This is a genomic window from Falsochrobactrum tianjinense (genome assembly GCF_019100495.1).
GTDB lineage: Bacteria > Pseudomonadota > Alphaproteobacteria > Rhizobiales > Rhizobiaceae > Brucella > Brucella tianjinense.
In genome coordinates this window covers 336,756-350,237 of sequence record NZ_JAHRVA010000003.1, presented here as the reverse complement: position 1 = coordinate 350,237, position 13,482 = coordinate 336,756, and the positions used below count along the sequence as shown (strand labels likewise).

The following is a 13,482-nucleotide window of genomic DNA, read 5'->3' as shown; positions in this document are numbered from 1 at the left end:
GGTTGGCACGAAAAGTAGGAAGCCTGTTGCGCCAGCGCAAGGGAATTCGGCACCCTTGCCCCATGCAGAGATTGACGCGCGCATCAGAGCGCGCCATAGAGCAGGGGTGCATAGAAAATGCTGTTTTACCGAAAAAATCTCCACAGGATATCAAAACCATGACTTCGCATCGTCTTCCCGAAATTACGCTGACCCCGGAACTGACCGCGGCGGCTGCGGAGGCGAAATCATGGCCCTTTGAAGAAGCGCGGAAAATCCTCAAGCGCTATGCGAAGACCGGCCTGCCCGATACAGTGATTTTCGAGACCGGCTATGGCCCTTCCGGTCTGCCGCATATCGGCACTTTCGGCGAAGTGGCGCGCACGACCATGGTGCGCCAGGCCTTTCGCGTGCTGACCGAAGACAAGGTGAAGACGCGCCTCATCTGCTTCTCGGACGATCTTGACGGTATGCGCAAGATCCCCGACAGCGTGCCGGACAGGGCAGCACTTGAGCCTTATCTGCACATGCCGCTCTCTTCCGTGCCCAACCCGTTCGAGGGCAGCTACAAAAGCTTTGCCGAGCACAATAATGCAATGCTCTGCCGCTTCCTCGACACTTTCGGCTTCGACTATGAATTCGCCAGTGCGACCGAATATTACCAGTCGGGCAAGTTCGATGCGGTGCTGCTGCGCGCTGCCGAGCGCTATGACGACATCATGAAAGTGATGCTGCCCACCCTTGGCGAAGAGCGTCAGGCGACCTACAGCCCCTTTTTGCCGATTTCGCCCAAGTCCGGTCGCGTGCTTTATGTGCCGATGAAAAAGGTGGACGCCAAGGCCGGCACCATTACTTTCGATGATGAGGACGGCGTTGAAATGACCCTGCCCGTCACCGGCGGACATGTGAAGCTGCAATGGAAGCCCGATTTCGGCATGCGCTGGGCCGCTCTTGGCGTCGATTTTGAAATGTTTGGCAAGGACCACCAGACCAATGCGGGCATTTATGACCGCATCTGCGAAATCCTCGGAGGCCGCGCGCCGGAACATTTCGTCTATGAACTGTTCCTTGATCAGTTGGGCCAGAAGATTTCCAAGTCGAAGGGCAATGGCATTTCCATCGATGAATGGCTGGCCTATGCGCCGACCGAAAGCCTTGCGCTCTATAATTTCCAGAAGCCCAAGACTGCAAAGAAGCTTTATTTCGATGTGATCCCCAAGGCGGTGGATGAATATTTCACCTATCTTTCCGCTTATGAACGTCAGGAATGGAAGGATCGACTCAACAATCCGGTCTGGCACATCCATTATGGCAACCCGCCAAAGGTCAATCTGCCGGTGCCGTTCGCGCTGCTGCTCAATCTGGTCAGCGCATCGAATGCGGAAAATCCCGCCGTTCTTTGGGGCTTTATCACCCGCCATGCGCCGGGTGTTACGCCGGAAAACAACCCCGAACTCGACGCGCTGGTGGGCTATGCGATCCGTTACTTCAACGATTTCGTCAAGCCGACCAAGACCTTCCGCGCGCCCGACGATATTGAACGTGCAGCCCTTGAGGGGCTGGATGCCAAGCTTGCCACCCTGCCCGAAGGCACGGATGGCAACGCGATCCAGAACGCGATTCTCGACGTTGCGCGCGCTATTGAGCGCTATCAGGACCATAACAAGAAAAGCCCGGAAGGCGGCCCCGGCGTGTCGGTCTCCTTCTTCCAGATGCTTTATCAGGTGCTGATCGGGCAGGAACGCGGACCACGTTTTGGCTCCTTCGTTGCCCTTTATGGCATCGACGAAACCCGCGCCCTCATCAGACAGGCGCTGGCAGGCGAATTGTCCTGAACAGAACCCGCCAGATCATCATCTGGCGGATTTCATCATTGTGCCGGTGAAGGCGCTGGCGGGAAATCGCCGTCTGACGGCGCGGCGTCCGGTATCGGCTCCGGCTCCGGCTCAAGTTCCGGCAAATCCGTGTCAGGCTTGTCGCCATAAATGCCAAGCCTTGCAGCTTCTGCCTTTTGCCCCGCTTCTTCATAGGGACCGCCGGGTGCAGCCTTTGCCCAGCCATTGGTGACAAGCCAGAGTGCTGCATCATCAGCGCCGACATTGCATTGCGTTGCAACCGCGCCGCCACTGTCATTCTGCGGCAGGCGGCACATGATCGCGCGCGAACGCAGCCACTGGCGGAAAGCGGTGCGCGCCTGCATGCCGCAAGGCCAGCTTTCGCCCGATGCGGACTGGCATTTTTCTTCGGGTGGCATGGTGTCTATGCCCTGCAATTCGACAATACGGCCCTGGCTTTCCAGCTTTCCGGCAGCAATGGCTATGGGACGCTGGAGCAATTGCATCGGTTCGCCCTCATCGACGGGCGCGGCAGGCGTTGCAGGCTCCGGTGCAGAGGCGAGGCCAGAATCGCTCAATGGTGGACGCGGCGGTTCGCGCTCCAATGCGTCCTCGCTGGACGAAAGCGCAGCACCCTGCCCGGTCGTCCCGCTATCGGCCTCAGGTTCGGGCTTGGGTTCGGTATAATCGAACTGCTCGACCACAATGCCATTGCCGGAATTCTGGCTCGATTCATTTTGCGCCGCACCGCCTTCGATCACCGTCACCGGACGATCGAGCGCACCATAAAAGGGCGCGATAAAAGCCACCAGCAATACAGCGCCCGTCAGCCCGGCGAGAACACCGAAAACCGGGCGCGCATGGCTTTTATTCCGGGGCTGGGCCATTACTGGCTCGCCCAGAGAATACGGGCGATCCACTCGACATCTTTGGACTCAAAGATACGGTTCGGATGGTCCGGATTGAGCGAATGCAGTTCGATTGTTCGCGGTGTCTGGCGATGGAGTATCTTTGCCATGACTTCTCCGTCCTTGGTGCGCACCACCACACGGTCGCCGCGACGCACAGGCGCGTTGGGCGCAACGACCAGCGTATCGCCGTCGCGGTAAAGTGGCAACATGGACTCACCGGAAACTTCCAGTGCATAGACCCCTTCTCCCGGACCTGCGGGAAATTCCACAATGTCCCAGCCCTGACCGGCCGGAAAACCGGCATCGTCGAAAAAGCCGCCCGCTCCTGCCTCGGCCAGGCCAAGCAGCGGAATGGAATGGGACTCCTGCGTATATTCGCCAAATTGCGGCAGGAGGTCTTCGCCGCGAATGAGGCGGGTAAATTCGTCAAAACTTGCACCCGTCGCCTCCATCACCTTGGCAAGCGATTCCGTCGACGGCCAGCGCGCGCGCCCGTCAGCCGCGTAACGCTTGGACTTGTTGAAAGTCGTGGGATCAAGGCCAGCGCGCCGCGCAAGGCCGGACGCACTCAAGGAGTTGCGTTCAGCCAGAGCATCGATTGCAGCCCAGACGCTATCATGAGAAAACATTGTAACGATCCGCCAAAGAGGATTTTAAACCTAATTTTATCCCATCTTTTGCCATAACTTAGCGAAAAGTGCGGTTCTGTGCAAGGTGCACGATATTACAGGGAAAATTTTCTTATATCAATTGGCGCCATACAGGAAGACGGGCGCGGCATAAGACATACCGCGCCTCTCAAATGGCGGCAGGCCGCTTAGGCTGCTTTCTTCGTTTCGCCCTTGTACGGGTTGAAACGCTGATAGAAGCTTTCGCCGTTCTCTGCCATATCGAGCAACAGTTTCGGCGCCTTGAACTGCTGGCCGTATTTCTTCTGCATGCCCTTGGCGAGCTTGACGAATTTGCTTGCCCCCATGCCGTCGATATAGGACAGCGTGCCGCCCGTATAAGGTGCAAAGCCAAAGGCAAGGATTGAGCCGACATCCGCCTCACGCGGATCGGTCACTATGCCCTCTTCCATTACCCGGGCGGCTTCCAGAGCGATGGTGACAAGGAAACGTTCTTTCAACTCACCAACGTCGATCTTGTCGGGATTCTGCTGCGGGTAGAGGTCTTTTAGGCCCGGCCACAGGTGCTTCTTGGCAGGCTTTGCCGGATAATCGTAGAAGCCCTTCCCGTTCTTGCGGCCCTTGCGGTCGAATTCGTTGACGAGCCTGTCCACCAGTTCCACATGACGCGGATCGACAGCCTTCTCACCCAGATCAGCCAGTGTGGCTTTGAGAATTTTCTGCGACAGGTCGATCGCCGTTTCGTCGTTGAGCGCGAGCGGGCCGACCGGCATACCGGCCATGCGGGCAGCGTTTTCGATCATCGCCGCCGGGACGCCCTCGATGAGCATATTATAGGCTTCCGACATATAGCGCAGCACGCAGCGATTGACGTAGAAGCCGCGTGTGTCGTTGACGACGATCGGCGTCTTCTTGATCGCCCGGACATAATCAAGGGCTACGGCCAGAGCCTTGTCGGAGGTCTTCTTGCCCAGAATCACTTCCACCAGCATCATCTTGTCGACGGGCGAGAAGAAATGAATGCCGATGAAGTTCTTCGGGCGTTTCGACACTTTCGCAAGTCCGGTGATCGGCAGGGTCGAGGTGTTGGAAGCGAAAATGGCAGAAGTCTTGAGCACTTCCTCAGCCTTTTCGGTCGCGACGCGCTTGACGTCGCGGTCCTCAAACACGGCTTCAATCACCAGATCAGCGCCCTCAAGCAAAGCGTAATCAGGCGTTGCGGTGATGAGTGACAGCAGCTTTTCCTTGTCAGCTTCGGTGGCGCGTCCCTTCTGGATTTCCCTGGTCACCAGATCGGCGGTATGCGCCTTGCCCTTGTCGGCAGATTCCTGATCGCGGTCGATCAGCACCACCGGAATGCCGGCCTTCGCCGTCACATAGGCAATGCCCGCACCCATGAAGCCTGCGCCGATGACGCCGATCTTCCTGAATTTGTTTGGTTTTTCTTCCGCCGGGCGGCGTGCACCCTTGTTGAGTTCCTGCAACGACACGAACAACGAACGGATCATCATAGCCGCTTCGGTGGTTTGCAGGATTTCGGTGAAATAGCGCTGCTCGATCTTCAGCGCCGTATCGAAGGGCACCAGCAGCCCCTCATAAACCGATTTGAGAATGGCAAGAGCTGCCGGATAATTGCCCGATGTTTCGCGGCGCAGGATCGCAGTCGCCGCAGGCCAGAGATTGGCGCCCGCAGCGGAATAGATCGCGCCGCCCGGAAGCTTGAAGCCCTTTTCATCCCATGGCTGCACCGGCTTGAGGCCACCCTTGATGAGCTTCTTCGCCGTTTCGACCAGTTTTTTGGCCGGAGCAATCTCAGTGACGAGGCCCATCGCCCTGGCGCGTTGCGCCGTCAGGCTGGAGCCGGTCGTCATCATCTGAAGCGCGTCCTGCTGGTTGGCAAGGCGCGGAACGCGCTGCGTGCCGCCAGCACCGGGGAACAGGCCGACCTTCACTTCCGGCAAGGCCATTTTCACGCCCGGCGCATCCGACGCCACACGGGCATGGCAAGCGAGCGACATTTCAAACGCGCCGCCCATGCAGGTGCCATTGATGGCCGAGACCCAGGGCTTGCCGCAGGTCTCAAGCTTGCGGAACAGACCGCTCATCTTGCCGACATTATCAAACAGTGCCTGAACCGCGCCCTGCGCATCCTTGGCCTTGCCTTTGTGAAACTCCTTCAACATACCTTCAAGCATGGTCAGGTCCGCGCCGCCGGAGAAGCTTTCCTTGCCGGATGTTATAACAATACCCTTGACCTTCTCATCGGCTGTCGTCGCATCGATGATCGCGTCGAGTTCCTGCATCGCCTCGACGGTGAAGACATTCATCGACCTGTCGGGCATATCCCATGTTACGAGCGCGATGCCATCATTATCGGTTTCAACTTTGAAATTCTTGTAAGCCATTGATAATGTCTCCTTACACGCGCTCGATGATCGTGGCCGTTCCCATGCCGGCGCCAATGCATAAAGTCACCAGCGCCACATTGAGATCGCGGCGCTCCAGTTCATCCAGCACCGTACCGAGGATCATCGCGCCCGTCGCACCCAACGGATGGCCCATCGCGATAGCGCCGCCATTGACATTGATTTTGTCGTGCGGAATGTCGAAGGCCTGCATGTAACGCAGAACTACTGCGGCGAAGGCTTCGTTCAACTCGAACAGATCGATGTCCGAAAGCTTCATCCTGGCCTGTTTCAGAAGCTTTTGCGTCACATCGACCGGGCCGGTCAGCATCAGCGCCGGTTCCGAGCCGATATTGGCAAAAGCGCGAATGCGCGCGCGCGGCTTGATGCCGAACGTCTTGCCCGCCTTTTTGGACCCCACCAGCACGCCAGCCGCGCCATCAACGATGCCCGACGAATTGCCTGCGTGATGAACGTGGTCGATGGCTTCCACTTCCGGATGGGCCTGAATGCCGACAGCATTGAAGCCGCCCATCTCGCCCGGCATGACAAAGGATGGATTCAATTGCCCCAGCGCCTGCATGTCGGTGCCGGGACGCATATGTTCGTCACGGTCGAGAATGGTGAGGCCGTTCTGATCCTTGACCGGAATGACCGAGTTCTTGAAATAGCCCTTTTCCCACGATTTGGCGGCACGCTTCTGGCTTTCGACCGCATAGGCATCCACATCATCGCGGGAAAAGCCGTATTTGGTGGCGATCAGATCGGCGGAAACGCCCTGCGGCATGAAATAGCCAGGAAAGCCGACCGACGGATCCATGTACCAGGCCCCGCCCGACATGCCCATGCCGACGCGTGACATGCTTTCCACACCGCCCGCGATCACCAGATCATCCGCGCCGAAAGCAACCTTGGCCGCGGCCAGATTGACAGCATCCAGACCGGAAGCGCAAAAGCGCGAAATCTGTATGCCCGGAGCCTTGAAATCGTAACCCGCTTCAAACGCAGCCGAGCGCGGAATCACGGCTCCCGCCTCGCCGACCGGATCGACGCAGCCGAAAATAATATCATCGACCTTTGCCGTGTCGATGCCATTGCGATCACGCAAGGATTCCAGCACCTTCGCGCCCAGACGAACGGCAGGCACTTCGTGCAGGCTCCCGTCTTTCTTGCCGCGTCCGCGCGGCGTGCGGACATGATCGTAAATATAGGCTTCGGCCATTTTTTCCTCCGTCAAAATCAGAATGCGTCTGCAGGCAGCGCCAGCATCGAATCCGCGCCCGACTGGATGCGTGCGAGATGTGCAGCGCTTTCCGGCATGATACGCTCGAAATAGTAACGCGCGGTGACAATTTTAGCTTCAAGGAAATCCTTGTTGCCCCTGCCCGCGGCCAGCTTTTCTTCCGCCGCTTTCACCATCCGCCCCCACATATAGCCCAGCGCCACCAGACCGAAGAGATGCATGTAGTCGTTGGACGCGGCACCGGCATTGTCGGGTTTTGCCATTGCATTCTCCATCAGCCACATGGTTGCAGCCTGAAGGTCGCTGAGGCCCTTTTTGAGATGTTTGGTGAAGAAGGAAAGCTTTTCATTCTCGCGATTTTCTTCGCAGAATTCGCCCACTTCATTGAAAAAAGCCGTAACCGCACGACCGCCATTGAGCGCCAGCTTGCGCCCCACCAGATCGAGCGCCTGAATGCCGTTGGCACCTTCATAGATCATGGCGATACGAGCATCGCGCACATATTGGCTCATGCCGCTTTCTTCGATATAGCCGTGACCGCCGAAGACCTGCTGCGCCATGACAGCATGTTCAAATCCCTTGTCGGTCAGAACACCCTTGAGCACCGGCGTCAGCAGACCGACCAGATCGTCCGCCGCCTGCCGTTCGACCTCATCGCTTGAACGATGCGCGATGTCGGAATGAAGCGCGACCCATAAAAGCAGCGCCCGGCCAGCCTCATTGAAAGCGCGGATATTCATCAGATTGCGGCGGATATCCGGATGCACAATGATCGGATCGGCCTTCCTGTCAGGAGCTGCGGCTCCGGAAAGCGCACGGCCCTGAATGCGTTCGCGCGCATAGATTGCGGCATTCTGGTAGGCAGTTTCCGCAATCGAAAGTCCCTGCAAGGCAACGCCCAGCCGTGCTTCATTCATCATGGTGAACATGGCGCGCAGGCCCTTATGCGCCTCACCGATCAGATAGCCTGTCGCATCGTCATAATTCATGACGCAGGTGGCGTTGCCGTGAATACCCATCTTTTCTTCAATGGAGCCGCAGGAAACGCCGTTGCGTTCGCCGGGATTTCCATCGGCATCAAGAATGAATTTCGGCACGATGAAAAGCGAAATGCCTTTCACGCCTTCCGGCGCGCCGTCGATACGGGCCAGCACCAGATGGATGATGTTTTCCGCCATGTCATGTTCGCCAGCCGAGATAAAAATCTTCTGGCCGGAAATCCTGTAGCTGCCATCTTCCTGCGGTGTGGCACTGGTGCGCAACAGCCCAAGATCGGTACCGCAATGCGGTTCGGTCAGGTTCATCGTCCCGGTCCAGACACCCTCGACCATCTTCGGCAGATAAGTATCTTTCTGCTCATCGGTGCCATGCGCAAGCAATGCGGCAATCGCGCCCTGCGTCAGCCCCGGATACATAATGAGCGCCATATTGGCCGACGACATATATTCACCGACAGCGGTGTGCAGCAGATAGGGAAGCCCCTGCCCGCCATACTGTTCCAGAACGGCGAGGCCGATCCAGCCGCTTTCGCAGTAAAGATCATAGGCTTCCTTGAAACCTTCCGGCGTTTTCACCGAGCCGTCGGGCGCACGGATGCAGCCTTGCCTGTCGCCTGTGTGATTGATCGGGAACAGAGTGCCTTCGGCAAGCTTTGCACCTTCCGCGAGGATCGCCTCGACGACATCGGGCGACGCGTCGGCAAAGCCCGGCAGATTGTTGTAACGCTGATAATTCAGAACGTCGTTGAGAACGAAATTCGTATCTTCAACTGGCGCGCGATAGCTCGGCATCGATATCCTCCAATTCATCACCTGAGTATTTCCGCGTAAAACGAAATGCTGCCCAACACATCCCAAGCAGGCTACCACACCCCTCTCGGTGAAAATCGCAACGGCCTGCACGCAGCAACACAAGGCCATTCTTGTGCGAAACCTGTCATTTTTGCTGCTGTTTAGCCAATCATTTCCCCGGCTTGGGCCGTGATTGCCAGACTTCGGTATCAAGCTAATACATTTTGACGTTTCCGTAAACGTCAAAACTACAGTGCTTTAGATGTGGCTGAAAAACGGAATAGTGTGATCGCCGCACCGGTTTTGCGCCAAGCGGGATCGAAGCTTTATAGGGGGAATCGCCCAATCCAGCCAGTTACGGTGCCATCCGGAAACAGTGCACCCATGCCCGTTCAAGAAATCTATGTGGAATTGCCGCCTCCACGGCGGCTGCGCCAAACTGTACGATGTGCTACAATTGCGGCGCCTCAACAGTCTTGCGATATAAATGCCACGTAGCATGACCAAGCACAGGTATCACAATTGCCAGCCCGACCAGGAATGTCGCAAATCCCACCGCCAGCAATGCAACGACGATCGCTGCCCACAACAAGCATTCTGCGGGGTTGCGGAAGAATACCTTGACCGACGTGCAGACCGCAGCAACGGCTCCCACATCCCGGTCGAGTAATAATGGGAAAGCGACAATCGTCGTGCAAAGCGTGAACAACGCAAAACCTAAGCCGATGGCATTGCCTATCCAGAACAGACTATGCCCCTGCGGTGTGTTCAGGACTTGATCCATCAACGCCAACAGTGAGGCTGGCGCGAACGGGCCAAACATCTCAACATAAAGGGCTTGCGCCACGATCAGCCAAGCAATGAAAACCGCAACCAGCAATGCGCCAATTGCCAGAATGGCAGGAACGGACGGTGAGCGCCACACTTCAAGCGCATGACGCCAAGATGCGTCTTCATTCAACTCACGTCGGCGACTGATTTCATATAGACCAATAGCGGCAAATGGGCCGAGCAGTGCAAAGCCGGACATAAGTGGAAACAGTAAAGGCAGCGCATTCGCGTTAGCGCTCCAATAGGTAATAAACAAGCCAGCCAGCGGATAGATCAGGCAGAGAAACACATAATGCGATGGCTTTGCCCAAAAATCCTGAAATCCCTTACTCAATGCGGAGAACACATCACGATAGTGAATTCTCCTTACATGCGGATATTCAACCGCCGGCTTACTTCCAGCGAATACATGAAATTGGCTCATGACAATCCTCTCCATTGCATCGCGGCTATCATCAGGCCTGACAATAAAGAGGCGGTCAGGGTGATGACCGGAAATTTATTAAACTATACGCCCATTGAGCCAAATTGACCAGATTTGAGCCTCCAGCGTTTCCGGGGACCCGTGGATCAAGGATAAAGTGCGGCTTGCGAATAGCACCAACGGGTTATCAATCGCAGGGAAGCCCATTCAGCGGCCGCCGCAGCTTCGCCACTGACGACCAATCGGGGACGCGCCGCAGATATCGATGTCTGCTTTCGGCCCCAGCTCTGCCGCTTGGCGGAACAAAGCGAATGGCAAGTTTCGGGCAGCGGCGGCAGCACTCCGAACGGCGGCAATTGAAGTCGCGAGCGAGCGTCCGACACTACTCACCTCGATGGAGTGAATCAGCCGATGATGAACATGATCATGCTCATAGAGGGGCTGGACCTGCGTCTTGTTGGCTAAGCGGAGAAAAGGTGCCGAGAAGACAATCCGGTCGTGATCTTGAACAAAGATAGATCGACTAGTTCCCGGCTGGTAGTTTTTGTCACCTAGCCGCTCACTGCACAGCAGTTCGTTCCAGTTCATTAACGCCCTCCCCGAGATGATCCGGCACGCTTATTATGGCAAAGGCGATAGATCAAGCTTGTGCATGCGCTTGGAGGGTAATCGACGGTATTTGGCGCGCCCAGCAGAATTCGAACTATCCGATGGCTGCGGGCCTATCAGAGTAACATTCGTCCGCTTTTGGGGAGCGTTGATTAGGGCAGGAATGACCGATTTGGGGCGCGTAGCTGCTTAAAACTTGCCAGTCCGTTTCCCACCCCTTCACGGACGTTGAAAGCATGATAAGCAAAACGACCGCTTTGGAAGCGCGTGAATGCTACGCTAATGTCTGGAATAAAGCAAAGCGGACATCTGATGCCTGCGCGGCAGCGCCGCCACCCCTTGCCTGTTTTGTCGGGATATAGTTCTCATCACCATCCCACATGTCCCGCCAAACTCCGCCGATTGCCGCACAAATATTGCTGATCTATCTTTTATTATCGATAGATAGATTTTTGCTGAGCAGTTGCGCTTTGGGCCGAGGTCCTCGCACGCCCTGCCATGCAGGATAGCCCTTCATTACAACCGCCGGTCATTCTCCACTCGGTCGCGAATGAGGGGGCCAGAGTTTCGGCGGTTTGTGAACCCCAACCCCGACCATAACCAGGAGCACACCGATGACGTCCACAGAGCTCGGTATCTGCCTCAGGATGATCACTCCAATGGTGGTCGCCATGGCTGGCAGCAGTGCCAGCAGGAAGGCGAAACTGGCGCGCGGCAGCCGTGACATGGCGAACTGGTCGCACACGTAAGGAACCACAGAGGAACAGATACCGACGCCGATGCCAGCGAGAACCAAGAGTGGTGCACCGAATGCATCCAGGGCTTGCAGGAATCCGATTGGCATGACGAACAGAAAGGCCGCCGCCATCGCCGCGCCGAGCCGTTCCACCCCGCCTGAGGCGCCGCCTTCCGAAATCTTGTGCCCAAGGATGATGTAGAGGACGAAAAGCCCTCCGTTGAGAACCGCCCAGAGGAGGCCCAGCAGGTCCGATGCCAGCTCCGGTCCGCCTGCCGCGAGGAGCGACGGCACATCGACCAGCAACGCCACGCCGAGACTGGCCAGAACGAAGGCGAGATAATTGCGGCCGGTTCGCAGACCACAAAGCGCGATGCCAATGGTGCCGACGAACTCGATGGCGGCCACAAGCGCAATTGGCAGCCGGTCGAGCGCGAGGTAGAACGAGCTGTTCATCACCGCGAGACATCCGCCAAGGGCAAGCAGCAGCATACGCTCGCGCGGAGAGGAATTGCGGAACGTGTGCCAGGGCTGGGTGATCGGCGCGAGAATAAGCGCGGCCGAGGCGATCCGAAACCATGCCACCCCCAGAACCCCGACCACAGGAAACAGCAGCACCGCGAAGGACGGGCCGAGATAGTGGAACACCGCCGAAACGCCGAACCAGGCGTGCGGCGGAACGCTTTCGGCGACGCTTGACATCGTACCGGATGAAGGCGGAGGCGAGACAGCCGGGGTTTGTTTTGTCATGCTATGATGATGCAAGATCCAGGACACCTTTCATATGGATGATAGATATGCCAAATATAAAATCTTATGAAACATCAAAGGCTGGGGAGCCCGTCGGCCTTCGATCAGAAAAAACAGGTCTCGACCGGATAGATACAGCGATCGTGAAAGAGCTCTGCGCGGATTCGCGCATTTCGCGCGCTGAACTGGCACGCCGCGTCGGGCTTTCAGCGCCGAGCGTCGCGGATCGGGTGAGGCGTTTGGAAGATGTGGGCATCATCACCGGCTACGGCGCACGAATCGATCCTTCGCGCCTCGGCTTCGGCCTGACGATCCTGATCCGGGCACGGCCTTTGCCGGGCGAGATGAAGAACATGATCGAGGCGATCCGCAACACACCTCAGATTGTGGCTTGCGACAGGGTCTCCGGTGACGATTGCTTCGTAGCGCGGGCTCATGTGCGCGACGTGGCTGAAATGGAAGCCCTTGTCGATCGGATCGTGCCGTTCGGCGCGACCAATTCTTCGGTCGTGCAATCGACACCCGTAACAGATCGGCTGGTGGAACTCTGAGAGACAGCGCTGCATCATCACCGTAATGCACGGTGGACATTCAGCCAGCGGCTGCTTTGTTCGCGAAACGACCATAGCGGCTTTCCCAGCGCGAAAGTCCTGAGCGACAGACGCCATTGTTCAATAATGTCGGGCAATGTGAGCGATAGAAAAGAGTACTATCGCTCATGCCCTGGAACCGGACGCAACGGGACTGGCCAAACTTCCGCCAAGACGCTTCCGCGCTTGCGGCGCTGGAGCAGCAGTTCCTGCTGTCTTCCGGCGAGGTGATTGGTGCGGTGCGCCATATCAACCCGGAACAGCGCGATCAGTTACGCATCGAACTGCTGAGCGATCAAGACGAGCGGATCGAAGGGGAAACACTGGACCGGTTGAGTGTGCAATCAGCGCAGGTACCGGGCGAAATGCACCGGTTCATATCGTGGTTCAACAGAAGCGCTCCGACCGGTAATAGGCGTCTCGGCCGTGCGCTGGCCGAAAAATCACTCGCCCAATCACTAGGACAACCCAGTCTGACCCTGCTGAGTTTTGCCATCGAACAGAGCCGCAAAACCTATTACGCGCAGCTGGAACAGCATCAGGGGGTCGGTTCCGGCTGGGGGCGAAATGACACTCTAAGGTAACATCCACACGCTGAGTTTGGACCAAACGTCCGTCGGCACTTGCGACGAATCATACTGCTCGCTAATCTCTGGTTTACAGGCTTGGCCCACGCCTCCCCCTCCTTTCGGGAAGTATCGCACATGCAGGGTGACATCATCATTATCGAACCATCCATTCGAGCGTCGC

General features: G+C 57.2%; 10 protein-coding genes and 1 pseudogene. 3 read left to right on the top strand and 8 right to left on the bottom strand.

Annotated elements, in window-relative coordinates; all coding sequences use genetic code 11:
* The first annotated feature begins 158 nt into the window (after nt 1-158).
* Complete coding sequence (locus KUG47_RS09370; RefSeq protein WP_217677689.1) at nt 159-1,814, top strand: lysine--tRNA ligase; 1,656 nt, start codon at nt 159-161, stop codon at nt 1,812-1,814.
* A 35-nt stretch (nt 1,815-1,849) separates the two neighbouring features.
* Here KUG47_RS09370 and KUG47_RS09365 read toward each other — a convergent pair whose 3' ends face one another.
* The 8 genes from KUG47_RS09365 to KUG47_RS09330 all read right to left on the bottom strand — a co-directional run bounded on the left by KUG47_RS09365 (nt 1,850) and on the right by KUG47_RS09330 (nt 12,142).
* Nucleotides 1,850-2,701: a thermonuclease family protein gene (locus tag KUG47_RS09365; protein WP_217677688.1), complete on the bottom strand. Its 852-nt coding sequence runs from the start codon at nt 2,699-2,701 to the stop codon at nt 1,850-1,852.
* Entirely contained in the window at nt 2,701-3,354 is a 654-nt protein-coding gene (locus KUG47_RS09360; protein ID WP_217677687.1) for a S24 family peptidase, read from the bottom strand. Before KUG47_RS09360 ends, KUG47_RS09365 begins: the two co-directional genes overlap by 1 nt.
* Before the next feature lie 188 nt (nt 3,355-3,542).
* The gene (locus KUG47_RS09355; RefSeq protein ID WP_217677686.1) at nt 3,543-5,759 is read right to left on the bottom strand and encodes a 3-hydroxyacyl-CoA dehydrogenase NAD-binding domain-containing protein; all 2,217 of its coding nucleotides are present in this window, start codon (nt 5,757-5,759) and stop codon (nt 3,543-3,545) included.
* A gap of 13 nt (nt 5,760-5,772) precedes the next feature.
* Nucleotides 5,773-6,981 carry an acetyl-CoA C-acetyltransferase gene (locus KUG47_RS09350; RefSeq protein ID WP_217677685.1) on the bottom strand — a complete coding sequence of 403 codons (1,209 nt, stop codon included), beginning with the start codon at nt 6,979-6,981 and terminating at the stop codon, nt 5,773-5,775.
* A 17-nt stretch (nt 6,982-6,998) separates the two neighbouring features.
* Nucleotides 6,999-8,792, bottom strand: a complete 1,794-nt coding sequence (locus KUG47_RS09345; protein ID WP_217677684.1) for an acyl-CoA dehydrogenase C-terminal domain-containing protein — start codon at nt 8,790-8,792, stop codon at nt 6,999-7,001.
* Nucleotides 8,793-9,243: 451 nt separating this feature from the next.
* Entirely contained in the window at nt 9,244-10,047 is an 804-nt protein-coding gene (locus KUG47_RS09340) for a DUF2189 domain-containing protein (RefSeq protein ID WP_217677683.1), read from the bottom strand.
* Nucleotides 10,048-10,254: 207 nt separating this feature from the next.
* Nucleotides 10,255-10,635, bottom strand: a complete 381-nt coding sequence (locus KUG47_RS16755; protein ID WP_254799463.1) for a hypothetical protein — start codon at nt 10,633-10,635, stop codon at nt 10,255-10,257.
* Nucleotides 10,636-11,185: 550 nt separating this feature from the next.
* The gene (locus KUG47_RS09330; protein ID WP_217677682.1) at nt 11,186-12,142 is read right to left on the bottom strand and encodes an EamA family transporter; all 957 of its coding nucleotides are present in this window, start codon (nt 12,140-12,142) and stop codon (nt 11,186-11,188) included.
* Nucleotides 12,143-12,189: 47 nt separating this feature from the next.
* Between KUG47_RS09330 and KUG47_RS09325 the strand changes: the two genes are divergently transcribed.
* Together KUG47_RS09325 and KUG47_RS09320 are read left to right on the top strand one after the other, a co-directional pair.
* Entirely contained in the window at nt 12,190-12,693 is a 504-nt protein-coding gene (locus KUG47_RS09325) for an Lrp/AsnC family transcriptional regulator (RefSeq protein ID WP_217677681.1), read from the top strand.
* A 167-nt stretch (nt 12,694-12,860) separates the two neighbouring features.
* Nucleotides 12,861-13,274 (top strand): annotated as a pseudogene (locus tag KUG47_RS09320) (DUF4172 domain-containing protein); the annotation flags it as partial.
* Nucleotides 13,275-13,482 lie beyond the last annotated feature (208 nt).

What these genes read in the sequence shown, in the direction of transcription:
- KUG47_RS09370 (WP_217677689.1), top strand. Translation starts at nt 159, where the DNA reads ATGACTTCGCATCGTCTTCCCGAAATTACGCTGACCCCGGAACTGACC.
- KUG47_RS09365 (WP_217677688.1), bottom strand. Translation starts at nt 2,701, where the DNA reads ATGGCCCAGCCCCGGAATAAAAGCCATGCGCGCCCGGTTTTCGGTGTT.
- KUG47_RS09360 (WP_217677687.1), bottom strand. Translation starts at nt 3,354, where the DNA reads ATGTTTTCTCATGATAGCGTCTGGGCTGCAATCGATGCTCTGGCTGAA.
- KUG47_RS09355 (WP_217677686.1), bottom strand. Translation starts at nt 5,759, where the DNA reads ATGGCTTACAAGAATTTCAAAGTTGAAACCGATAATGATGGCATCGCG.
- KUG47_RS09350 (WP_217677685.1), bottom strand. Translation starts at nt 6,981, where the DNA reads ATGGCCGAAGCCTATATTTACGATCATGTCCGCACGCCGCGCGGACGC.
- KUG47_RS09345 (WP_217677684.1), bottom strand. Translation starts at nt 8,792, where the DNA reads ATGCCGAGCTATCGCGCGCCAGTTGAAGATACGAATTTCGTTCTCAAC.
- KUG47_RS09340 (WP_217677683.1), bottom strand. Translation starts at nt 10,047, where the DNA reads ATGAGCCAATTTCATGTATTCGCTGGAAGTAAGCCGGCGGTTGAATAT.
- KUG47_RS16755 (WP_254799463.1), bottom strand. Translation starts at nt 10,635, where the DNA reads ATGAACTGGAACGAACTGCTGTGCAGTGAGCGGCTAGGTGACAAAAAC.
- KUG47_RS09330 (WP_217677682.1), bottom strand. Translation starts at nt 12,142, where the DNA reads ATGACAAAACAAACCCCGGCTGTCTCGCCTCCGCCTTCATCCGGTACG.
- KUG47_RS09325 (WP_217677681.1), top strand. Translation starts at nt 12,190, where the DNA reads ATGCCAAATATAAAATCTTATGAAACATCAAAGGCTGGGGAGCCCGTC.